The 22,515-nt window shown below is 42.8% G+C and carries 20 protein-coding genes; 11 read left to right on the top strand and 9 right to left on the bottom strand.

The features are described 5' to 3' along the window. The first annotated feature begins 18 nt into the window (after positions 1–18). A complete protein-coding gene (locus R7Q39_RS08715) occupies positions 19–570 on the top strand; it encodes a gamma-glutamylcyclotransferase family protein (protein ID WP_042521366.1) in 552 nt (183 codons plus the stop codon). A 38-nt stretch (positions 571–608) separates the two neighbouring features. Here R7Q39_RS08715 and R7Q39_RS08710 read toward each other — a convergent pair whose 3' ends face one another. Further along, positions 609–1,196 (bottom strand): outer membrane beta-barrel protein, encoded by a 588-nt coding sequence (locus R7Q39_RS08710; protein ID WP_017820436.1) that lies wholly within the window; start codon positions 1,194–1,196, stop codon positions 609–611. Between the two features lie 420 nt (positions 1,197–1,616). Here R7Q39_RS08710 and ebgR point away from each other — a divergent pair, with 420 nt between their 5' ends. Further along, positions 1,617–2,603 (top strand): transcriptional regulator EbgR, encoded by a 987-nt coding sequence (ebgR, locus tag R7Q39_RS08705; RefSeq protein WP_025768213.1) that lies wholly within the window; start codon positions 1,617–1,619, stop codon positions 2,601–2,603. 170 nt (positions 2,604–2,773) lie between these two features. Here ebgR and R7Q39_RS08700 read toward each other — a convergent pair whose 3' ends face one another. Beyond that, the gene (locus R7Q39_RS08700; RefSeq protein WP_115386440.1) at positions 2,774–3,691 is read right to left on the bottom strand and encodes a LysR family transcriptional regulator; all 918 of its coding nucleotides are present in this window, start codon (positions 3,689–3,691) and stop codon (positions 2,774–2,776) included. A gap of 112 nt (positions 3,692–3,803) precedes the next feature. Between R7Q39_RS08700 and chrA the strand changes: the two genes are divergently transcribed. Further along, positions 3,804–4,943 (top strand): chromate efflux transporter, encoded by a 1,140-nt coding sequence (chrA, locus tag R7Q39_RS08695; protein ID WP_171345831.1) that lies wholly within the window; start codon positions 3,804–3,806, stop codon positions 4,941–4,943. Positions 4,944–5,066: 123 nt separating this feature from the next. Here chrA and R7Q39_RS08690 read toward each other — a convergent pair whose 3' ends face one another. Next, positions 5,067–5,711 carry a helix-turn-helix transcriptional regulator gene (locus tag R7Q39_RS08690; RefSeq protein ID WP_005380169.1) on the bottom strand — a complete coding sequence of 215 codons (645 nt, stop codon included), beginning with the start codon at positions 5,709–5,711 and terminating at the stop codon, positions 5,067–5,069. A 568-nt stretch (positions 5,712–6,279) separates the two neighbouring features. Here R7Q39_RS08690 and R7Q39_RS08685 point away from each other — a divergent pair. Genes R7Q39_RS08685 through R7Q39_RS08670 form a run of 4 tightly spaced genes read left to right on the top strand, consistent with a single transcriptional unit; the run spans position 6,280 to position 8,857 of the window. Beyond that, positions 6,280–7,209 (top strand): hypothetical protein, encoded by a 930-nt coding sequence (locus R7Q39_RS08685; RefSeq protein WP_005391691.1) that lies wholly within the window; start codon positions 6,280–6,282, stop codon positions 7,207–7,209. Between the two features lie 20 nt (positions 7,210–7,229). Next, positions 7,230–7,553 carry a hypothetical protein gene (locus R7Q39_RS08680; protein ID WP_005380167.1) on the top strand — a complete coding sequence of 108 codons (324 nt, stop codon included), beginning with the start codon at positions 7,230–7,232 and terminating at the stop codon, positions 7,551–7,553. A gap of 5 nt (positions 7,554–7,558) precedes the next feature. Next, positions 7,559–8,236, top strand: coding sequence for a C39 family peptidase (locus tag R7Q39_RS08675; protein ID WP_005380165.1), 678 nt, complete (start codon positions 7,559–7,561; stop codon positions 8,234–8,236). A gap of 54 nt (positions 8,237–8,290) precedes the next feature. Next, the gene (locus tag R7Q39_RS08670) at positions 8,291–8,857 is read left to right on the top strand and encodes a hypothetical protein (protein WP_005391689.1); all 567 of its coding nucleotides are present in this window, start codon (positions 8,291–8,293) and stop codon (positions 8,855–8,857) included. 224 nt (positions 8,858–9,081) lie between these two features. On the opposite strand, the gene R7Q39_RS08665 is transcribed toward R7Q39_RS08670, so the two are convergent. Next, positions 9,082–10,077: a transporter gene (locus R7Q39_RS08665; RefSeq protein ID WP_005380160.1), complete on the bottom strand. Its 996-nt coding sequence runs from the start codon at positions 10,075–10,077 to the stop codon at positions 9,082–9,084. Positions 10,078–10,553: 476 nt separating this feature from the next. On the opposite strand from R7Q39_RS08665, the gene R7Q39_RS08660 reads away from it, so the two are divergent. Then, a complete protein-coding gene (locus tag R7Q39_RS08660) occupies positions 10,554–12,245 on the top strand; it encodes an AMP-binding protein (RefSeq protein ID WP_005391687.1) in 1,692 nt (563 codons plus the stop codon). A gap of 68 nt (positions 12,246–12,313) precedes the next feature. Here the strand turns inward: R7Q39_RS08660 and R7Q39_RS08655 are convergent, their stop codons facing one another. Continuing rightward, positions 12,314–12,514 carry a DUF1127 domain-containing protein gene (locus R7Q39_RS08655; protein ID WP_224721253.1) on the bottom strand — a complete coding sequence of 67 codons (201 nt, stop codon included), beginning with the start codon at positions 12,512–12,514 and terminating at the stop codon, positions 12,314–12,316. A gap of 106 nt (positions 12,515–12,620) precedes the next feature. Here R7Q39_RS08655 and R7Q39_RS08650 point away from each other — a divergent pair, with 106 nt between their 5' ends. After that, complete coding sequence (locus R7Q39_RS08650) at positions 12,621–13,568, top strand: LysR substrate-binding domain-containing protein (protein WP_005391685.1); 948 nt, start codon at positions 12,621–12,623, stop codon at positions 13,566–13,568. A 118-nt stretch (positions 13,569–13,686) separates the two neighbouring features. Here R7Q39_RS08650 and fusA read toward each other — a convergent pair whose 3' ends face one another. Beyond that, complete coding sequence (fusA, locus tag R7Q39_RS08645) at positions 13,687–15,777, bottom strand: elongation factor G (protein ID WP_005386444.1); 2,091 nt, start codon at positions 15,775–15,777, stop codon at positions 13,687–13,689. A 215-nt stretch (positions 15,778–15,992) separates the two neighbouring features. Continuing rightward, positions 15,993–17,372, bottom strand: coding sequence for a DNA repair protein RadA (gene radA / locus R7Q39_RS08640; RefSeq protein WP_005386443.1), 1,380 nt, complete (start codon positions 17,370–17,372; stop codon positions 15,993–15,995). 136 nt (positions 17,373–17,508) lie between these two features. On the opposite strand from radA, the gene R7Q39_RS08635 reads away from it, so the two are divergent. After that, positions 17,509–19,857, top strand: a complete 2,349-nt coding sequence (locus tag R7Q39_RS08635) for a PilZ domain-containing protein (RefSeq protein ID WP_005380143.1) — start codon at positions 17,509–17,511, stop codon at positions 19,855–19,857. 62 nt (positions 19,858–19,919) lie between these two features. Here R7Q39_RS08635 and serB read toward each other — a convergent pair whose 3' ends face one another. After that, positions 19,920–20,900, bottom strand: coding sequence for a phosphoserine phosphatase (gene serB, locus R7Q39_RS08630; RefSeq protein WP_318075997.1), 981 nt, complete (start codon positions 20,898–20,900; stop codon positions 19,920–19,922). Between the two features lie 91 nt (positions 20,901–20,991). Between serB and R7Q39_RS08625 the strand changes: the two genes are divergently transcribed. Next, positions 20,992–21,597: a YtjB family periplasmic protein gene (locus R7Q39_RS08625; RefSeq protein ID WP_005391677.1), complete on the top strand. Its 606-nt coding sequence runs from the start codon at positions 20,992–20,994 to the stop codon at positions 21,595–21,597. Positions 21,598–21,692: 95 nt separating this feature from the next. On the opposite strand, the gene deoD is transcribed toward R7Q39_RS08625, so the two are convergent. Next, positions 21,693–22,412 carry a purine-nucleoside phosphorylase gene (gene deoD / locus R7Q39_RS08620; RefSeq protein WP_005380140.1) on the bottom strand — a complete coding sequence of 240 codons (720 nt, stop codon included), beginning with the start codon at positions 22,410–22,412 and terminating at the stop codon, positions 21,693–21,695. Positions 22,413–22,515 lie beyond the last annotated feature (103 nt).

Below are 22,515 nucleotides of genomic sequence, written 5' to 3'. Positions count from 1 at the left end.
TTAAGGGATGCAACGAAGATGTACATATTTGGCTATGGCAGTTTGATTAATTCTGCGTCACGTAAGTTAACCGGACAAACGGGAGAAGCCATTCCCGTCATTGCTCATGGACTGGTGCGCTACTGGGGGAAGATTGACGACAGCTACAGCCTCTCTCCATTAGTGGTGAACCAAGGCGATGGACAGGTTAATGGCGTTTTACTCGAAGTGAATAAAGAAGCGCTCGCAGAATTCGATCGCCGTGAGCGAGGTTATCATCGTATTCAACTGCAGCCAGATCAAATCGAAACAGATGCGAGTTTTAACCAAGAACACGACATTTGGGTTTACGTAAAAGACGAGCCACTACCACCATGCGCAAAGAGCCCAATCATGCAAAGTTATGTTGATACCGTACTGGCAGGTTGCTTGGAAGTTTCCCACGCGTTTGCAGAGCATTTTGTGCGTCACACCATTGGCTGGCAACACGCGAAAGAAAATGACCGCCACCAACCCAAATATGGCAACCTTGCAGGCGTACAAGATCACCATTATGAGTTGATTGATAATCTGATCAAAAAAGGAGCCTAACGGCTCCTCTTTAGTATCTATGTTTTGCTTACGCAAGCTTAAAACTTGTAATCAACACCAACGTACAGGCTGTCAAAATCAAAATCTTCGCTGCCACCGTTTTCGGCATCAATACTTACCGAAGAAGCACGGTAGCCACCAGATACAACCAAACCTGAAGCGAACTCATAACCAGCCTCAACACCGTAGTTAAAGCCTACATCACGACCATCATCGGTAACAGTGCTAGATGATTTCACTTCATAAGAAACACTCATTACACCAAGGCCAGCAATCGCACCAACATAGAAGCCTGTACCTGCAAATTGGTATTTAGGCTTCGCATTGAAATTGAACGCAGAAGCATCAACACTAAATTTAACCGGCCACCCCATGTAAGAAAATGTTTCTTCAAAGTCGCCAAAGTATATGTACTCACCTTCAAAAGCTAGTTTGAAGTTTTCTGAATATTGAAGCTCTTTACCTACAGCAAGGCTAAGACCTGTCGCAGAAAGATCTTTTGACAAGCTTTTAACTTTAAGATCTGAATTTACCAAATCAGCACCAACATACCAGTTACCTTTTGCTTGAACTGATGCTGAAGCAACCACTGCACCTAAAGCCAATAATGGCAATACTTTTTTCATTATAATTTCCTAATTTTTCATACTGTTAGACAGCTTTTAAAAGCGCGGAGATTATAAATAGAGTTGAATACTTTCCTATTGATTTGTTTATAAAAGGAGACACAAAACATAAACATGAACAATAAAACGTTTGCTTGATTAAACTCTAAACAGCTCGAGTCCTATTAAGTACTAGAGTTACCACAAGTAGCAAGTTTCCAAACCAGTCGCGTTTTTCAGTATTTTTACAGCAATATAATCCTTACGTTTACGGCTTTATTTATTACTCAATAGAGTCTATTTCATGAAAACAATTTGGCTTGATATGATGATTTAAAGTGTTTAGGACTGTCTTACTAAAGGTTTGTGCATATCTAAGTAGCTGTTTAAAATAGTCAGATTATTGAGCTCACACTTGGGCAGTGCCAACGGGAAATTTACATGGCAAAGCTAAAAGATATCGCCATTGAAGCAGGCGTCTCACTTGCAACCGTATCGCGGGTTTTGAACAACGACCCAACGTTGAGCGTTAAAGAAGAAACCAAATACCGCATTTTGGAAATTGCAGAAAAACTGGAGTACCGCACCAGTAGCTCGAAGAAAGGCATCAAAGAAGCTAAGCAAAAACATCACTTTTTAGCCTTATATAACTACAAACAAGAAACAGAGGTGAATGACCCTTACTACTTATCAATTCGTCATGGGATTGAAACGCAATGCGACAAATTAGGTATTACGCTAACCAATTGCTATAACAGTGAAATTGATGTTGAAACGAAAAAGATAACAGGTGTCCTTTTAGTCGGAAATGTCGACCAAAAGGTAGTAGATAAATTACCTAAACGTCTAGCCGATAGCATTTGCTACATAAACTTTTCAGATCCAACCTGCCCTTATGATTGCGTTGATGTCGACCTTATTCGAATCAGTAGGCAAGTAGTTGATTTCTTTGTACAACGAGGCCACCGCCGCATCGGTTATATTGGCGGTCAAGACAAGCACGACGCAGCTGACACTCGTGAAAATGTGTTTTTGGACTATGGCTATCTAAAAGGCGTGGTCGCAGAACATGATATACACTATTGTGCCTGCTCTAGTTTGTCCGGTTATAACTTAGCGAAAGAGATGCTAGCCAAAGGTGACTTCCCGAAAGCAGTATTCATTGATTCAGACTCCATCGCGATTGGCATAGTACGTGCAATCCATGAATTTGGCTTAAAGATACCAGAGGATATTACGCTGATTAGTATGAATGATATTCCTACTGCTCGCTTTACCTTTCCGCCGTTGTCTACAATTCGTATTCACTCTGAGTTGATGGGAACTCAGGGAGTGAACTTACTAGTGGAAAAATACCGAGATGGACGCTTACTCCCTCTTCATGTATACGTTCAAACAGAGCTTAAACTACGTGGTACAACTCAATGATACCTTTTCCATTAATCTCTTTTATGAATTAAATCTGGAACATCCCCCCCTAACCCAAGATATTCATTTTGCACAATCAGTACTGTTTCGGCGTAACGCCGATAACTCAGCGGGTAGTAAGAAGTTCAACAACAAATCACTCTAAGCACCATGAGTGCCCCAAATGTTTATCATTTAGAGGTGATGGTCGAAGAAACCAACTCGCGTAGCCAAATGCCTTTGTCTTCATTGTTTCGGCTGGAATGCCACAGCATGGCAATATCAAAATCCGCAACGGCGATCGGCGGCTTAACAGTAATGAGATCGTCCGAAAAGCCCTCCGCCAACGCCATTTTTTCTGGCACGATGGCAATGAGATCGCGCTTTTTCAATAGATGCCGAATAGTGAGAAAGTTGCGCGACGCCACGGTGACTTTGCGGCTCAAGCCATGTTCTGCGAGCTTTTGGTCTACTTGTGTCTTTAAGCTCCCATCGGGACTTACCAGAGCTTGCTCGATGTTCGCGAACGCTTCCAGAGACAGCTGTGTTTCCCCTTTCAACACCTGTTTATCACACATGCACACGTGTTTTTCGGTGTACAAGTACAAGCTCTCAAAGTTGTCATCCAACACCGGCATGCTGCCAATAATGACATCGAGCTTTTCGTGCTCAGTTAATGCCACGTAGTTGCTACGATTGACGTTAATAAAACTGATCTGCGCCTCTGGGGCGCGCTGGCGTATTTCGTCATAAAGCCGAGGAGCAAAGATAAACTCGGCATAATCCGTTAACCCGATGCGACATACACCCGCGTAATTTTCAGGTTGGAAGGCAGACTTAGTGAGCAAGTCTTTGGCGATAGAATCCAACAAGTGATGCACAGTTGGCGCGATGTGGTGAGCGTGCTCGGTGGGCTCCATCTTGTGCCCTTTTCGCTCAAAAAGCGGGTCGTCAAACAACAACCTTAAACGAGACAAACTATGACTCATCGCCGACTGGCTAACGTAACTTTTCTCTGCCGCGACGCTAACGCTTCGATAGCGATACAAGTAGGAAAACGTCACCAATAAGTTCAAGTCAATGTTGCGCCACTGAATGTCCTCTTTCACTCCAACATCCTCATCCCATTTCATTCATAGATGAAATTAAAATCATCAATTTGAGTCATTTTAGAGCATTCGATAAATTAGCAACAATGCTTTTTAGATAAACAGGCTCGACATGTTCACCATATTCAAAACTTTTTTCTGGCTGGGTTGGTTCAGCTTCGGCGGCCCTGCGGCTCATATTGGTTATTTTCGCCAAACCTTCGTTGAGAAACTGAAATGGCTTGATGACAGCGAGTACGCGCAAATTGTCACGCTCAGTCAGTTTTTGCCGGGACCGGGCTCAAGCCAAGTTGGCTTTGCTTTAGGCTATAAACGTGGCGGTTTAGGTGGCGCATGCGCAGCATTTGTCGGATTCACGCTTCCTTCAGTGGTCATCATGTTGGCGCTGGCGATGGTGAGCAGCCAAATCACCGACACCGCAGTGTTCCAAAACATCGTTCACGGCCTAAAACTGCTCGCAGTCGTCGTCGTGACGGATGCGACTTGGGGCATGTACAAAAACTTCTGCCAAAGTAAACTGACCGCGGGTTTGTGCGTCGCGACTGCGATTGCGTTGCTGGTGGCACCAAGCATCATGACGCAAATGTTCGTGTTGATCGCAGCAGGTTTTGTCGGAATGCGATATCTGAAGAAAGACTCCGCGCCATCAGCCGAGTCGTTTAAACCGTCTATCGCGCCATTGGCTCTATTTGCGGTGCTTTTACTCGGCTTACCGTTAGTGGCTCATACGTTACCTTTGCTTGGGCTGTTTAGTGATTTTTTCCAAGCTGGTAGCTTAGTGTTTGGTGGCGGTCATGTGGTTCTGCCGCTTCTGCAAAACATTGTTGGCGACCAGCTCAGCCAAGATGCATTTTTAACAGGCTACGCCGCTGCACAAGCTGTACCAGGGCCAATGTTCACCTTTGCGACTTTTATCGGTTACGAGCTTTCGGATACGCCAATTTTAGGCGCTCTGATCGCAACGCTTGGCGTATTCCTCCCAGGGTTTCTTTTACTGCTTGGCGTTCTTAAAAACTGGCAAGCACTGGCAGGCAAACCGCTGGTCTCCGGCGCCATCAACGGTGTCAATGCCTCGGTAGTAGGGTTGCTACTCGCGGCACTTTACCAGCCAGTATTTAGCAGCGCAGTTGTTGCTCCCATCGACATGGCGTTAGTGGTTGCAGGTTTTTATCTACACAAAAAGATCAACCTATCGGTGCTATGGATGATCGTGTTTTTTGTGGCAGCAGGCCTTGTCACGGGCATGATTTAGCCTGCTGATACACCAACTATTGAATCCAGATAAACCACGGGCACTCAAATACGAGTGCCCTTGCTTAGATTAGATAGCGAAAACGGAACAGACCCCGATAAAAAGAGCATCCAAAATTATGACTTAACTTCTCTCGGTTAAGCCATTGTTCATTCTTACCAACTTAACCGCATCATGACGAGAATGGACATCGAGTTTTTTGTACAACTTGTATATATGGCTTTTCACTGTACTTTCAGATAAAAAAAGTCTTGAAGCAATTTGTTGATTTGAAATGCCGTACACAAGTAGCTCTAGAATCTGTTTTTCTCTGCATGTTAACTCATCATGCTGCTGTTCTTCGGACAAATTTGCATGCCGATAATTGAGGACTAACTTCTCTAGGTACATTCTTGGTAGCCACAACCCTCCTTTCAGTACGTATTCCGCGCCATCACATATATGTGTCACTGATGCACTTCGGAGCAAAATTCCTTTTAACAACTTCCAATGCAGTAAGTCCGTTTGTACTTTTTCACAAGGGACGTTGTGAAGCATAAAGGACCACCCAAATAGATCAAAATCTGGTAACTTTCCTTGAACTTCAAGCTGACGCATAAAATCGTAATCAATAAACATCAAATCGATACTGAGTGAGTGACTTCTGAACACCACTTCATCTGGTTGCATTATCTTTACATCGACATCATGAATGGAAGATAGTTGTTTTTTTATTAAGTTACTTTGTAAATTACTCTCAGCTAGCAGTATCAAGTGCTTCTTTTCCATAGTCCCACCACATTAACTTACCTGTTTCACCAACCCCCGTTAGAAAATTAATTGGGGATAGCAAAGAGAATTTATCTTCATTTTAAGTAGAAAATATAGCACTTCAGAATGATATCGCATTGCTTTTCAGCACCGAAAAAGACTTAAAAAGTATGAACCTGTTGTGTTTTTATCCATACTTTTCAACCTGTGTTAGCATAAGGATATGATTTATAATATTAAATAATAAAGATAATAATTGGATAAAATACCATTTATAAAAAATGGATGACTGCTCCGCTCAGTGCAATAGAACGAATTACTTCTTTATATTGGCTTCATTTCATACTTGATGAGTACTTAAAGTAAATACAAAAAATAACATTATGATTATGTTATTTTTTTCTTTAACACCTTAAAGAGACGCACCTAAATACTCCCTTCCAGCCTGAATCATTCTCAATAATGAGAACAGCTTTCACTGATCCTTTCTTATAATTTCATCGCTTCCCACAACATTTGAAGGAAGCAGCAAGAAGTTAAGTGCAGTCATTTTTAATCAGGAATAACAGGAAATGGAGTAATCGTTATGACTCTAAACAAAACAGGGCTTGCTTTAGCAATGTCAGCAATTTTATTTAGTGGCTCTCTAATCGCGAATGAGATCGATGATGGAGACGACAACATGCAATGGACTGACAGCGCTAATACCGATATCGGTTTATCTGGCAGCTTCAATGATAACAGTGACAATAGCGCATCTCTCGGTGTTGGTGATAGCTTCAACGACAACAGCGATAATAGTGCGTCACTAGGTATTGGTCATAGCTTCAACGACAACAGCGACACTGACAACAGTGCAACTCTTGGTGTTGATGACAGCTTTAATAACAACAGCGACAACTCAAACTCGAGCACTAACACAGCTCAAAGCCACAACGACAATAGTACGTCTAACGCTAACGACAACAGTACCAGTGCTGATCTTGATGTGAGCCTAAATAGTGATAGTAGTGATTCAAGTACTAACACAAATAGAAGCCACAACGACAACAGCGACTCTAGTACTACTGTAAGACGTAGCAACAACGACAACAGTGACTCTAGTATCAACAGTAGCTTTAACGATAACAGCGATAATCGTAATCAAAGCGACAACCGTAACCAGAGTGATAACCGTAGCTACGCTGATTCAAGCACAACAAACTCGAACAGCTTTAACGACAATAGTAACTATCAAAGTGACTCGAGCTCAACAAATGTTGATAGCTTCAATCAAGTCCATATGGATACAGATATGGTTGTTGCGAGCTCAAGCCTAATGGGTGGTGTTACAGGTGCATCAGTTATTTATGCAACTAACGCGGATGATACTCGAGTTCGAGTTGAAAACATGAACACCCTTGGTGGTCTTGGTGGTGCAGCTGGTATTACTACCGTTGGTCAGAATGCTGGTTCAAATTCACTTGTACAACAATCTGTTACAACTAATGCAAGTGTGTTTACTGGGGGTGAGTAACCGACTAGTAGGAGAAAGCGATGCGTTTGGCAATCTGTACTTTGAGTATGATAGTTGCCTGCACTGCACTCGCTGATGACATTGCATTATCTGGCGGAGAAGTTAGCTTGGATATCATGAATGAATCAAGAGGTGGACAAAATGTTGAACTCGACTTGGTTTATGCAGAATCAGATATCAATGGTATTTCGTCAGATAATGTCGCGTCAAACACCGTGAGTGGTAACAATATACTATCAAGTGGAGCGTTCGCAGACAGTTCGGGTATATCCAACGTAATTCAGAACAGCGGAAACAACGTTTTAATCCAGAACTCTACCGTCGTTAACCTGACACTCAAGTAAACAATATGAAAGTATTAAATAACTTAATTTGGCTGATGCTCGTTTATTCAGCATCAGCCATTTCATTAGAACTGCTACCTTACCGAGCACATTACTCTGTTCCTGTTAAAAGCTACAAAGAAATAGTGTTCGGTGATGTTTTTCGCCAACAGTATGACTTCAGCTGTGGCTCTGCCGCCCTGGCTTCTCTTCTCACTTTTCATTATGCAACAGAGTCATCTGAACAAGATATCTTCAAAAGCATGTTTGAAAAAGGTGATAAAGAAAAAATCAAAGAGAAAGGTTTTTCTTTGTTGGATATGAAGTTTTACTTGGATTCCATAGGGTTACGTTCTGACGGCTTTCAAGTAGGACTGGAGAAAATTAAAGAAGTCGGCGTCCCTGGGATTACTCTCGTTAATTTCGACGGGTATATGCATTTTGTTGTCATCAGAGGTATAAACAATCACTCAGTTATTCTAGGAGACCCTTCTAGAGGAACCATGATAATGAAACTGGATGAGTTTGAAAAATATTACCAAGGAATTGTGTTACTGGTCCGTAACGAAGCGGAAATGGGACGGTCTAGCTTTATAACCAATGATAATTTCACCGTATATCAAAGATCACCATTAAAAACAGGAGTGTCTAGAGATTCCTTAGGGGTATTTAGCATTACTCTCCCAGTTTCCGGTGAAAATTAATATAACATTGTTTTAAATAACTTTAAGAACTTAACAACCTGAAAGGCCTACATTATGAACTACAATAAATTTTTGTTAGTGCTTTGTATGCTAATACCTCATTTTAATGTGAATGCTAAAGATGTTGGCCTGAAAGAACTTACTCCTCTTTCAAATTTATCTTTAGAAGAATATCGAGGTGGTTTCCAAATTACGGACGAGTATATTATTAATATTGGATTAAGCATTACTACGACTATAAATGGCGATGATATTTTGAACACAAATATTGCCAACTTAGTAATTGAAAATGGTAATTTAAAAAACATTAGCGCAAATAGTGAAAATCAAAGTGGAGATGTTTTCAACCAGGGTATTGTTAACATCATACAATTTGGTGAAGGCAATATTATTGGAGATGATTCTATAGATTCACCCAAAATGCCTTCGTCTCAAAATCCTAATATAATAAGTTCAGACTTTATAAATTCAAGTATTATCAATATTATTCAAAACACGAAAGATAACAGTATTATTGGACTTAGCACGCTCGTAGACATTGATGCTCAAGTAAATGGGGTAATACGGGAAATCAAAGCAAACCAACAATTAGAAGACGCCTTATTGAACCACCTTCAATGAGCATTTCCATTTTTATCTGAAAAATTGTCACGTTAAGCTTCTTTGATATTAGAAACGACTGATATCTATGATTACATACCAAAAGAAAGTTCGATATATCAATCGGCCACCATCATTTTAAGAATATATACCTACTTTATCCAATATAATCCAATCAATTTATAATGCGAACACTAGGCGCTAACGATAAATTAGGCCCAAGACTCAAGGGCCTAATATCCATTTTACAAATTAAAAGGTACTCGTACTGTTAATTGAAAGTCGGGAGTATCTTCTGTAAGACCAGCTTGAGCACTAACATTGATAGATGAGCGTTCACTAAAGGCATAGTTTATACCAAAAGTTAATGCATCTAATTGAAGCAACTTAGCATCATCTGCCGATCTGCCATTTACTTTGCTTTTTAAAATAGTTTTATGGCTAAGTCCTAAAGAGAATGAAAGATCAGGATTCACCGCAAACCCCATTCCCCCTGAAAGAGAAATAGTGTCTCCAAGTTCAACATCAGCTTTTGTGTCGCCAACTGTAACAGTATCCTCTAAGTTATAAATATAACTTAGACTAGCGAACAAGACCGCAGGATCAACAGGGTGAATAAGAGATAAATTAGGCTCAAAACTCCAAAAACCCGAACCTGTAGGGACATCACTAAATGAGTTGCTTCCATCTTCAATAGAAACATCATAAGGCGATCGTCCTGTATCCGACTTTACTCTAAGGCCACCTACCCAGTATGGCGCAGACTCAAAGTTAAACTGGTGCCTCAATGCGAACTCTACATCACCAAGCCCTCCGCCATCCACCGTTGTGTTTACTACTTCACTGTTTGAACCATCTTGAATGGGGCGCGTAGAAACTTGGTCATTACGATACACATACGGCACTCTAACTTCTAACTCTGTGGCGTTTGTTAAACCGTACCGAGCAGTTAATCCAACGGTTACTGTAGTCCTATCCGAATCACTCACTTCAATTCGCCCAACAATCAGAGTTGGTAAGACTGTATACCCAACAACAGATACTTTGTTTGAAGAGTTTTGTGTATAGCTTAAAGACGAATCAAATGACCATTTACCTTTAGGTGTGAGAACGCCTGGGCGCTCAATAACATCACCAACCGTTTGGGCACGCTGAGGAATATCATCTCCTTCAGCACCATATGCATTCCCCGCAATGAATAAACTACAAAGATAGGTACCCAGTAAAGTCTTCCGTAACATCACATCTTTCCTTTTGCTGATGATCGTACCCAAGTAATCTCAGGCAATAGCTTGAGGTGAAGCTCCTAACTTTCCAAAGTAAGATTAGTATAGCTACTTCAAAACCACGACATACCTTTAAGTTTGGCGCTTTGAAGAAATTAGGAGACATTTATACTTATCTTCAACACTAAGCCACTAGTTAATAAATAATTAGGATAGATTCTATGTTTTCGCAATATTATTAATAAAATAAATTGCTTACCTGTGCTCTTAGTATGAAGTCGGTATGACATAACAGCTGAAAAGCCTGTTCTCTTTTGCGTAGCATCAATCACATTGCTTTTTAGATCGAGTCGCTCCGACTTCAACCATAACTAACGCTATCTTCCCCACATATTTCATCAAAATGCATTCCCGTGTCGCGATTTAACATGCTAAAGTTAACAATGCGTTAACAATTATAAATACAATGAGAAGACATGGAGTCACTTAAAATGAATCAGCCGAATCTAAATAGCGCTGCTGGTTGCGCTCTCCCACCACCAAATGAAATGATCCTCAAATGGGCTCAAGAGCGTCCAAATGAGGTCTACCTAAAACAAATTATTAACCGACAGTTTGTTGAGTACACATTCTCTGATGTTGCAGATCAAGCCTTAAAACTTGTCAGCGCACTACGCTCGCTTGGTGTAAAGCCTGGCGACAAAGTTGCGTTAGTATCTAAAAACTGTGCAGAATGGTTTATTTGCGATCTTGCTATGATGCTTGGTGACTATGTCAGTGTGCCAATCTTTCCTACCGCCGGTGCAGATACCATCGAATACTGTGTGACTCATAGTGAAAGTAAAGCGATCATTGGCGGAAAACTCGATGATCCCAAAGCAACTCAGCAAGTCATTGATGCTATGCCTGAACTCATTAGCATCGCTCTACCTTATGACACGGCACCAAAGTGTAAGCACGAATACCAAGCGCTCATTGCAGATGCAATGCCAAGTGAAGAGCGTCCGCAGCATTACGATGACAAGCTAATGTCGTTGGTGTATACCTCAGGCACATCAGGGTTACCGAAAGGCGCGATGCTAACTTACGGCGCATTCAGTTGGTCTGTTCAGCAACTGATCAATCATATTGGTATCCAAGAAAACGACCGATTGTTCTCTTATTTACCGCTCGCTCATATTACAGAGCGTGTTTATATCTTCGGTTCATCGATTATGGGTGGCGTGCCAACAGCATTTCCAGAGTCACTGGACACTTTTATCGAAGATGTGAAGATGCACCGACCAACTCTGTTTATCTCCGTCCCACGATTATGGACGCTATTCCAGCAACGTATTCAAGACAAACTTCCACAGAAGAAGCTCAATATTCTGTTGAAAATCCCATTCGTCAATTCTTTGATCAAGAAAAAGCTAGCAGATGGTCTAGGTTTAGATCAGGCTCGAGTATTAGGCTGTGGCTCTGCACCTGTCTCGCCAGCGCTGTTGGAATGGTACCACTCAGTGGGCCTTGATATCACAGAGGCTTGGGGGATGACGGAATCATTTGCCTACAGCACGCTCAACTACCCATTTAGAGCTGACAAAATTGGTAGTGTCGGTAATGCAGGGCCAGGCATTGAGTTAAAAATCGCAGCCGATGATGAAATCATGGTGCGTGGCAAAGGGCTATTTTCTGGCTACTACAAAAATGATATTGCCACCCAAGAGTCTTTTGATTCAGAGGGCTGGCTACACACAGGCGATATCGGCGCTATCGACTCAGATGGTTATCTAACGATTCAAGGCCGTAAAAAAGATAACTTCAAAACCGCCAAAGGTAAATTTGTCTCTCCGGTTCCTATCGAGAAAAAGCTTTTCGAGTACAGTCGCGTAGAGATGATGTGTCTCATCGGTTTAGGGCTACCCGCTCCGATTCTTTTGGTTGTGCCACATGACTTCCCTAACTTTGATCGAGAGCGATACGCACGTACCACACGTAAAGTTATTGCCAGGATGAATCAAGAACTCGCCTCTCATGAGCAAATCAAAGGTGTGTTAATGATTAAAGAACCTTGGAGTATAGAAAATGGCGTACTGACGCCAACGCTTAAAATTAAACGTCATGTGCTCGAACAAAAGTATCATGAGATAGGCCACAATTGGCCAAAAGATGAATTGGTCGTGTGGGAAGAAGACTTGTAATTTTGCTTGCACTCCTCAACACCATTGGGGAGTGCAACTTAACTTTGAGCTTGAATCAAACTCATAGACTACTCTCTCCAGAATGGCTTACTCACTTCACAACTAATCTCCCTTTCACCTAATCCAATATCGTCCCAAAGGTGCTTTGGTAACTCTCTCAAGTGACGACGTGTCTTATAGTTCCTTCTCCAAGCCGCCAGTTTAGAATAAATTAACTGTAACCCGCTCTGATGGGCAGTAGGTATAGTACGCTCACAAGTGTGTGTCATGTTTTCCATTTCAAAGATCCCTATACAATGTTGACCACTTAATAATCAGCGACTACGCTGATAACCTCAAGCGATAGAATCTGCCATAGAGTTAAGGAAAACTAATGTGAAAGATCGAATGCCTCCCTTACAAAGCTTGTATTACTTTTTCGTTGCAGCAAAGGAAGGAAGCTTTAAAACGGCAGCAAAAGAACTGTTTGTTACGCCAGCGGCCATTAGTCAGCAAATTCGTCATTTAGAAGAGTTCTTAGGCACGGACCTATTTGTTCGTCAGCACAGAAAAATCGTGCTCACACCAGAGGGAGAGCTACTGTTTAGTCAGGCAGAAAGAGGGTTTGCTCATTTGCAGCAAGGGGTAAGATTAGTCAATCAAGATCCAAACCCGAACCACCTTTCGATATCAACACTCCCCTCTTTCGCTCATCATTGGTTAGTCCCGAAAATTACGGCTTTTCGTCAGCGTCACCCTGATATCGCCTTGCTATTAGAACCAACCAATGATTTGGTGTCTTTTCAAGATAGCCAGATAGATTTATGTGTTCGTTACGGTTTAGGAAAGTACCCCAATTTAGAATCACAATGGCTAATGGACGAAGCTTTTTATCCAGCTTGTCATCCGGTGTACCAGAAAGAGCACGGGATCTATAACATCGAGGATTTAAGCAAAGCTGAGCTGATTGAAGATGTTTGGCCTGATCTTGATTGGAATATGTGGTTAGCAACCTTGGGTCACTGCGCAGCAAAGCCTACCTTAAAATACAGTGGATCACATCTCGTGCTTGAGGCTGCACTATCACTTCAAGGCGTGGCATTAGTAAAACACAGTTTAGCTCATCAATATTTTCGTTCTGGCAAATTGGTCCGAATTGGAGATATCGCTATCAAGCCCAACTTTGCGTATTACTTGTGTGCGCCAAAAGGCTACTTAAAAAGACCTAAAGCTCAATTGTTTGCGCAATGGTTGAAGGAAGAAATAGAAATATTTGAAAAGTCAGTGGTACCAGACTTTAGGACCATTGACCTAAAAGGCAACAGTACTAGAACGGCATCATAACAATCGTCAAAACAAACGCTAAATAGGAATAAAACAAACACACTCTGCGTATAAGACTGCTAAATACAAAAAGCCCCGCACTAAGCGGGGCTTTCAAGTTATAGAGTTAACTTAAGAATTACTTCTTAGCGTTACGCTCTTTAACGTCAGCAATTACTTGCTCTGCAACGTTTGTTGGACATGGTGCGTAGTGTGAGAACTCCATAGAGAACTGACCACGACCAGAAGTCATAGTACGTAGAGTACCGATGTAACCAAACATTTCTGATAGAGGTACATCACCCTTGATACGTACGCCAGTAGACGCTGCTTGTTGGTCTTTGATCATACCACGACGACGGTTAAGGTCACCGATTACGTCACCAACGTGATCTTCTGGAGTGAACACGTCAACTTTCATGATTGGCTCAAGAAGTTGCGCGCCAGCTTTAGGCATAGACTGACGGAATGCACCTTTCGCTGCGATTTCGTAAGCGATAGCTGAAGAGTCAACTGCGTGGAAACCACCGTCGAATAGTTCAACTTCAACGTCTAGAGTAGGGAAGCCAGCTAGAACACCGTGCTCCATCATTGACGCAAAGCCTTTCTCAACTGCAGGCCAGAATTCTTTAGGTACGTTACCACCAACAACTGTTGATTTGAACGTGAAGCCAGAGTTTGGCTCACCTGGTTTGATGCGGTAGTCGATCTTACCGAACTGACCAGAACCACCAGACTGTTTCTTGTGCGTGTAGCTATCTTCGATTGCTTGAGTGATAGTTTCACGGTAAGCAACCTGTGGAGCACCAACTTCTAGCTCAACGCCGTAAGTACGCTTAAGGATATCTACCTTGATGTCTAGGTGAAGTTCACCCATACCTTTCAGGATAGTTTCGCCTGAATCTTCATCAGTCTCAACTTGGAATGATGGATCTTCTGCAACCATTTTACCGATCGCGATGCCCATCTTCTCAGAACCGCCTTTATCTTTAGGCTTAACTGCGATAGAGATTACTGGATCTGGGAAGATCATTGGCTCAAGAGTACATTCGTGCTTAGGATCACATAGAGTGTGACCAGTTTGAACGTTCTTCATACCAACTACAGCGATGATGTCACCAGCTTGTGCTGAATCGATCTCGTTACGCTCGTCCGCGTGCATCTCAACCATACGGCCGATACGCTCTGTTTTACCAGTTGCAGAGTTAAGGATTGTGTCACCTTTCTTCATCTTACCAGAGTAGATGCGGATAAAGGTTAGAGCACCGAAGCGGTCATCCATAATCTTAAATGCAAGAGCACGTAGTGGCTCGTCTGCAGATACAGTCGCAACTTCACCAGTTGGCTCACCAGTCTCTGAATCAGTTAGAGGCTGTGGATCAACTTCTGTTGGAGATGGTAGGTAATCAATTACCGCGTCAAGAATAAGTTGGATACCTTTGTTCTTGTACGCTGAACCACAGTAAGTTGGGAAGAATGCTAGATCACGAGTACCTTTACGGATACAACGTTTGATGTCTTCTAGAGATGGCTCTTCACCTTCTTCTAGGTAAGCCATCATTAGATCTTCGTCTTGCTCTAGAGCAGTTTCGATTAGCATTTCACGGTATTCAGCAGCTTTTTCTACCATGTCTGCTGGAATATCTTGAACTTCGTAGTTCTCTGGTTGGCCAGACTCATCCCATACGTAAGCTTGTTGGCTTAGTACGTCTACAACACCTACGAAATCTTCTTCGATACCGATAGGTAGAGTCATAACTAGAGGTGTAGCACCTAGTACGTTCTGTACTTGATCTACAACTTTGTAGAAATCTGCGCCCATACGGTCTAGTTTGTTAACGAAGATCAGACGTGATACGTGTGATTCGTCAGCGTAACGCCAGTTAGTTTCTGACTGAGGCTCAACACCACCAGAACCACAGAATACACCGATACCACCGTCAAGTACTTTTAGAGAACGGTAAACTTCGATAGTGAAGTCAACGTGTCCAGGAGTATCGATGATGTTTAGACGGTGATCGTTCCAGAAACAAGTTGTTGCTGCAGACTGGATTGTGATACCACGCTCAGCTTCCTGCTCCATGAAGTCAGTAGTAGTTGAACCGTCGTGAGTGTCACCGATCTTATGGATCTTACCAGTTAGCTTTAGGATACGCTCTGTAGAGGTAGTTTTACCCGCGTCTACGTGAGCAAAAATACCAATGTTTCTGTATTTTGATAAATCAGTCATTGTCTTACTCTGTTAATAAGGTATAAAGTGCGCGCAGAGTATATCACATTCTGTCAATACTGATACCCTTGCGTGCGGATGGAAGAAAAAAAATTTTAACGTGAAATTTCCGTCCCCAAAGCATAGTCAAACACAGCAATTTATGTACTTTATTCGCATTTTATTGAGGACGGATAGAACAGTTTGTGATTGCACAAATACCATTCTTATGAGCATTACAGCTCGTCAAAAGCCTCTATAGCTTCCGACAATTTCTTAACGCCGTGAATTTGCATGCCAGGGATGCCACCTTTCGGCATGTTGGCTGCTGGCACGATGGCTTTCTTGAAACCATGTTTGAACGCTTCATTCAAACGCTCTTGCCCACTTGGCACTGGACGGATTTCGCCCGCAAGCCCTACCTCACCAAAAATCACCACATCTTTAGGGAGTGGACGGTCACGAAAACTCGATAAAAGCGCCATAACTAAAGCAAGATCAGCGCTTGTCTCCGTCACCTTAACACCGCCAACCACATTAACAAAGACATCTTGGTCTGCCATTTGTAAGCCACCATGCTTATGCAACACAGCGAGCAAAAGTGATAGGCGGTTCTGCTCCAAGCCGACCGCAACACGACGAGGGTTGGCTAACTGCGAGTAATCCACCAGCGCTTGAATCTCTACTAGTAGAGGGCGCGTGCCTTCCCAAACCACCATGACTGAAGAGCCTGATGTTTCTTCTTCACCACGAGAAAGGAAGATTGCTGATGGGTTACTCACTTCCTTCAACCCTTGGCCTGTCATTGCAAAGACACCAAGCTCATTCACAGCGCCAAAACGGTTTTTATGACTACGCAAAGTGCGGAATCGGCTATCCGTTCCACCATCGAGTAGTACCGAACAGTCGATAATGTGTTCAAGAACTTTGGGGCCCGCAAGGGTACCATCTTTTGTTACATGACCAACAATAAATACCGCAACATTATTCTGTTTTGCGTATCGTGTCAGAGCCGTCGCAGATTCACGTACCTGAGCAACACTGCCAGGCGACGATTGAACATCAGAAACGTGCATCACCTGAATCGAGTCTATTACCATTATACGAGGCTGCTCTTTTTCGGCGATTTGGCAAATTTTGTCGACGTTCGTTTCCGATAGCATTTTTAAATGATCTTTCGGCAAGCCTAATCGGGAAGCACGCATTGCCACCTGCTGTAACGACTCTTCACCGGTTACGTAAAGCGTTGGCATTTGCGCAGATAAACTACACATGGTTTGCAACAGAAGGGTTGATTTACCAGCGCCAGGGTTACCACCAATCAAAATTGCGGCACCTGGCACAACACCACCACCCAATACGCGGTCAAGCTCTTTAAACCCACTGGTGAAGCGAGGTACTTCTTGCAGATCAATTTCGGATAGCGTTTGAACCGTTGCTTCTGTTGCGGAACCAGCGTAGCCACTTAAGCGTTCGTTGCGAGCAACGGTTGGCGATGCAGCGATACGTACTTCTGTTATCGTATTCCATGCACCACATGCGTTACACTGCCCCTGCCAACGGGGAAAGTCCGCGCCACAATCATTACAAACATACGCTCGTTTTGCTTTCGCCATGATGCCTCAATTTTTTCTACAAATGTGACTAAGCACAGCCAAGTCAGACCTGAACTGAAATGAACTATTGATATACTTAAGTATTACTTCGCTTAGCCGATACAATTTAAAGTAACGACATACTCTAACAGAAATAATGCAGCAATCTGAAATTCTCTCGCTCGCAGAACGACTCATTCCCGTTTACGGTACGAATGACTTTGACTTTGTCCTTGGCCAACTGACCGAGGAAGAGCCGCCTTCGGCCAAAATTTTGGTTAAAATGGAACTTAACCGCTTAATGGCTCCATGCAAAAAAAGTATTGATTTGCGAGGTCGCGTTCAAGGCGAATGTCGCGAGTATATTTTGGATGGTATTCCACATTGGTTGGATGATGTTGCTTTCAACGCTTACCATAAAAACATCAAAAAGTTTGGCTGCTACACGGAAGGAATGTGGGAAGCATTGGTCAACACGCGAAATAACTTTCGCGTAATGAGCAAGCGCCTTACTCAGCAAAAAACGCAATCGTTAACGGATCCTAAAAGCCCGTTCTTAGCAGAACCCGTTCACCTAGGCTACGATTTAAAGCGCCAAGAAAAACGCTTGAAAGTCCAATCTCAAGTTGAAATTTGCCGTTCTAAAGGACAGCTTCTTCATGGATTAAGTATTGATTTATCTAGCTCTGGCGCAAAGTTCAAAGTCCCTAGCGCATTTAAATATAACCTTGGGGAAATTATTCAGGTCACGTTTACTGAATTTGCCAGCAAATCTAACGTTGCAGGTATAGAGAAACCGCTTGCATACCGCATACTCGCGGTTGATGACTGTTACGAAAATGACTCAGTTCGATACCTCAGAACCATACGCTTAACTGATACCAATGTCGTCACCAGAGTGATAGATGAAGCGCTCAACAGTGCTGCTAAAAGGGCTCGTCACGACAATCAAGACAAGATTATTCGAGCTCGAACTCGCGGTTATGAGCACATCGCACTAAAGCACACCAGCAGCTTGCCTCTATTCTTTGATGGTAGTGACCTAAAATTAGCAATGTTAACGCCAAACAATCAAAAGCTTTGGCAATACTGGCACGATGAGAGAAACCAGCAAATGTTTGGTTCCTTATTCAACGAGCAACGCATCGCGTCACTCATTAAGCCTGGTGTGAAAGGAACAACCAATGTCCTTTATTCATTTACTCACGAGCACGAGAATCGAACCTATTTCTATTCGATGTTTCGCCCTGAAGCAACTCGCGAACAGCGCCAGCTATTTTGGCATTTAGGTGGCAAACGAGAGAGTTGGCGCGCCTTTAGAATTTCAATCTTTGAACTATCAGAGCAAGAACAGGAAGACCTAGCAGCATTCTCTCCAGAGTTGGCAGAAACGTCTCAATCACTGACTCATATTGGTATTTTGCAAGAAATTGCTGACGAAAAGTCAGGGCAGGATTACCTGCTAACTGAAAAGCCGCGCTTACCCGCTAATACGTTAAACGCGTTTCGCCATCCGAGAAGAGTTATTGGCAATCCAAAGGGCATTTATTTTGATGCAAAGTCTCGTCGTAAAGAGCCTCGTTATCGTTTTAAAACACCTTTAGAGTTGTACTCAGGACAAACTAAAACAGGCGGCTGTACTGTTGACCTTTCCAAACGAGGACTCGGAATTAGGCTAAGTGAGCCCACGATGTTACGTTCTGGGCAAGAGGTAAGAATCAACTTTCGAGAATTACAACTCTACGATAAAAAATTGCCGTTAATGTCGGTACCATACCGAGTAATTCGTGTAAGCCCAGATGGTTGTAGCGTGCAGTTAGTTATTGATGAAAGCAGCCAAACCATGAAGGTAATCGCTTTTTTCAACAGCATTATCGAGCACAATCAAGACAAGCTAATCCCGCAAAAAGAGACGCTACCAAGTAATGCTCTACTTGAAAGGCTGCACTGCATGTTGCTCTCGCGTACGCTGAGCACGCCCATTTTTATCAGTAAGAGTACGTCATCTTCAATAAAAACCCCCGTTATCGGGGTGAACTTGCCGCTACCTAAACACATTGAACTTTTTGCCCGTCTTGGGCATGACCAACTGTTGTCACTTGAACCTATCTTTAAAGGCCGGACAAGCACATTAATCGCAGAGCCAATAAAACGTGTAGAAGGTGCTCAAGCCAGACATCAGGATATCTACATAAGCGCCGCAAAAGTAGGCAATAAAATTACAGGCATTGAGTCAAAGCTTCATCAAGAGTTCAACAGCGTAAAAGAGCGGATTCAATTTATAAAGAAAGCGCGAATGATGGGTGACTTTTACGTGATTCGCCTTTCTACTGCGCCAATTTTCGATCCGATGACATCATTACTGCAACAAGATTTAAGTGACTTAACCCAATTTGGTGTACATCAAGCAAGCAAGTTAGAAAAAGAGTTGACGGCGCTCGTTGGTTACAGTGAATTTGAAGACATTACTGAAGAGGTAGTAATTAGATTGGAGTTAACCGAGTAAATTCAAAGTCATACCAAATTGAAAAAAACACCGCCTTTCTGGCGGTGTTTTTGAATGGATGGTTAAGGTTTAGCTTTCCAGCTGACCTTTTGCTGCTTCACCAATGCTCCAGATAAAATACAGAGCACACCGCCCACCCCTGCAAAGCGAATCGCTGATTGCGCTTGAGCTTCCACTTTTGGTTTTGCGTGATACGCAATCCCTAATCCTGCCACCGACATCATCACAAGATCATTAGCGCCATCACCGACAGCAACCGTGTTGTGCTGCTCAATTTCATATTCATCCGCCAGTTCCACTAGAATGTCAGACTTCATCTGCGCCGTTACCACATCGCCAAGTACTTTACCCGTGAGTTTGCCGTCAATAATTTCTAATTGATTGGAGCGAGCAAAGTCTAAGTCGACTTTATCTTTGATGTAATCAGAGAAGTAAGTAAAACCACCGGAGGCAATCGCTGTTTTCCAGCCCAAGGCTTTCAACGTCGCAATTAGCGCTTCAAAGTCCGGCATGAATGGTAACTGGGAACGAACTTGTTCAAGAATTGATTCATCGGCACCTTTGAGCTTACCAACTCGCTGACGTAAACTTTGCTCAAAATCCAGCTCACCTTGCATGGCACGTTCAGTGACTTCAGCTACCTCATCCCCTACTCCTGCCAGTTTCGCGATTTCATCAATACACTCTATCTGGATCGCCGTTGAATCCATATCAAATACAATCAACCCTTGGGTTGATAGATCGGGCACTTCATTAAGCGAGGCGTAATCTAGGTTGAGACTTTGTAAGATCGTTTCATGTTGAGGAGTCAACTCTCCGGCCATCAAGGCTACTTCATATTGGCCAACTTTCCACGTTTCTAGTATCGGGTTGTAAAAGCCGGTGAAGAAATCAATGTCTTCGAAGTGACTTGGCGAAAGGTACTCAGCAAATACGATCCAGTTTGCTTTTGCTTTATCTAATTGGGAGGCAAATCGAGTCTCGGGTAATCGTTTTAAAAGTGTCGTATGTTTTCTGATAGGCAAGCTTTTTGACGCGTCCATGTATATAATCCCTTATGACTTTGCTAAAACGTTACCTCAACAAACTAAAAAGGCAAGTCTTTGTTTTATTTTAAATGGATGAGTAAAGAGCATGAGTGAATCTTTGTTCTCAGTAAGGAATGCCCTAAGAATTCTGGCACTAATCCTACTGTGTGTGATGTTGTTTATCACAATAAAAAACAGTGTTGTGATCAGTAAGGGTAATGAGAAAATTCAAGCACAACAGCTTGAAACACTCACCAAAGTTTTGATTTCACAGGCGTCTCTTTCTGCCAGTGAGATGATTTTAACTAAAGATCAAGAACGATTACTTCAGCTAACAAACCAGCTAGCACAAGACCGTTTAGTGTTTGATGCAACAATCTACGATGCACAGGGTGTACGTTTAGCGTCTAGTGAAGAGGCATTATCGGTACGCGAAGTTCTTGGCCTGGATACGCCTTTGGCAACAGCTTCCATTGGTCGCCAGCAGTTGGTTGAACCAGTTTTTGCAGATGGTGCGCTTATCGGTTTTGTTCGCGTGACCTTTGAGACGGGCCGGGTGACGGCAATTTCAGACCACCACTATCGCAAGAGCGATCGTTATATGTACATGATGGTCTTAATGAGCTTTGTCTGTGGTATGTTGTTCATCTTGATTTTACGTCGACAACCGATACGTCGTAAAAAAGCGCCAAACCTGCTGCTAACCAAGTAACTAGGTAGCGCTAACAACTCATATAAAAACAGCCCGCAATGTGCGGGCTATTTTTTTAGCTCTTGAGAGCGAAAAATAGAATGACTCTTCGTCGCTTACTCTTCGTCACCAAGCAATACTGAATCTAGTGCGATTAGCATCATGTCGTTGAATGTCGTTTGACGCTCGTCAGATGTAGTCTGTTCGCCAGTCTTGATATGATCAGAAACCGTACAGATTGTCAGAGCTTTTGCACCGTATTCTGCCGCAACACCGTAAATACCAGCCGCTTCCATTTCAACACCAACAATGCCGTACTTGTCCATTACATCGAACATTTCTGGATCTGGCGTGTAGAAAAGCTCTGCTGAGAATAGGTTACCAACTTTAACGTCAATACCGCGAGCTTTTGCAGCGTCTTCTGCCGCACGAACCATGTTGTAGTCTGCGATTGCCGCGAAGTCATGACCTTTAAAGCGGATACGGTTCACTTTAGAGTCAGTACATGCACCCATGCCGATCACAACATCACGCACTTTGATGTCTTCATTCACTGCGCCACAGCTGCCAACACGGATGATTTTCTTCACGCCGAAGTCTTTGATTAGTTCAGTCGCGTAAATCGAGCATGATGGGATACCCATACCGTGGCCCATTACCGAGATCTTACGGCCTTTGTATGTGCCTGTGTAACCAAACATATTACGAACGTCACACACTTGAACGACATCTTCAAGGAAAGTCTCTGCGATGTATTTTGCACGTAGTGGATCACCAGGCATCAGTACGACGTCTGCAAATGCACCCATTTCAGCATTGATATGTGGAGTTGCCATTTTCTTTTCCTTAACCTTTCTCTAGCGCTCCGCGCTTAAGGCGATATAAGCCAGAGTATTCTCATTTCCGACAAGCAGCATTTACATACTGCAAACATAAAAC

Source organism: Vibrio sp. 947 (assembly GCF_033339115.1).
Classification (GTDB): Bacteria; Pseudomonadota; Gammaproteobacteria; order Enterobacterales; family Vibrionaceae; genus Vibrio; species Vibrio alginolyticus.
Note: the sequence above shows the minus strand (reverse complement) of the source record. Positions and strands in the feature narration are given on the sequence as shown.

Coding starts and splice junctions, on each gene's coding strand:
- serB (WP_318075997.1), bottom strand. CDS start 20,900: ATGGACGCGTCAAAAAGCTTGCCTATCAGAAAACATACGACACTTTTA.
- R7Q39_RS08715 (WP_042521366.1), top strand. CDS start 19: ATGTACATATTTGGCTATGGCAGTTTGATTAATTCTGCGTCACGTAAG.
- R7Q39_RS08635 (WP_005380143.1), top strand. CDS start 17,509: ATGCAGCAATCTGAAATTCTCTCGCTCGCAGAACGACTCATTCCCGTT.
- R7Q39_RS08685 (WP_005391691.1), top strand. CDS start 6,280: ATGACTCTAAACAAAACAGGGCTTGCTTTAGCAATGTCAGCAATTTTA.
- R7Q39_RS08625 (WP_005391677.1), top strand. CDS start 20,992: ATGAGTGAATCTTTGTTCTCAGTAAGGAATGCCCTAAGAATTCTGGCA.
- R7Q39_RS08680 (WP_005380167.1), top strand. CDS start 7,230: ATGCGTTTGGCAATCTGTACTTTGAGTATGATAGTTGCCTGCACTGCA.
- R7Q39_RS08710 (WP_017820436.1), bottom strand. CDS start 1,196: ATGAAAAAAGTATTGCCATTATTGGCTTTAGGTGCAGTGGTTGCTTCA.
- chrA (WP_171345831.1), top strand. CDS start 3,804: ATGTTCACCATATTCAAAACTTTTTTCTGGCTGGGTTGGTTCAGCTTC.
- R7Q39_RS08670 (WP_005391689.1), top strand. CDS start 8,291: ATGAACTACAATAAATTTTTGTTAGTGCTTTGTATGCTAATACCTCAT.
- R7Q39_RS08675 (WP_005380165.1), top strand. CDS start 7,559: ATGAAAGTATTAAATAACTTAATTTGGCTGATGCTCGTTTATTCAGCA.
- R7Q39_RS08665 (WP_005380160.1), bottom strand. CDS start 10,077: ATGTTACGGAAGACTTTACTGGGTACCTATCTTTGTAGTTTATTCATT.
- radA (WP_005386443.1), bottom strand. CDS start 17,372: ATGGCGAAAGCAAAACGAGCGTATGTTTGTAATGATTGTGGCGCGGAC.
- fusA (WP_005386444.1), bottom strand. CDS start 15,777: ATGACTGATTTATCAAAATACAGAAACATTGGTATTTTTGCTCACGTA.
- ebgR (WP_025768213.1), top strand. CDS start 1,617: ATGGCAAAGCTAAAAGATATCGCCATTGAAGCAGGCGTCTCACTTGCA.
- R7Q39_RS08655 (WP_224721253.1), bottom strand. CDS start 12,514: ATGACACACACTTGTGAGCGTACTATACCTACTGCCCATCAGAGCGGG.
- R7Q39_RS08660 (WP_005391687.1), top strand. CDS start 10,554: ATGAATCAGCCGAATCTAAATAGCGCTGCTGGTTGCGCTCTCCCACCA.
- R7Q39_RS08690 (WP_005380169.1), bottom strand. CDS start 5,711: ATGGAAAAGAAGCACTTGATACTGCTAGCTGAGAGTAATTTACAAAGT.
- deoD (WP_005380140.1), bottom strand. CDS start 22,412: ATGGCAACTCCACATATCAATGCTGAAATGGGTGCATTTGCAGACGTC.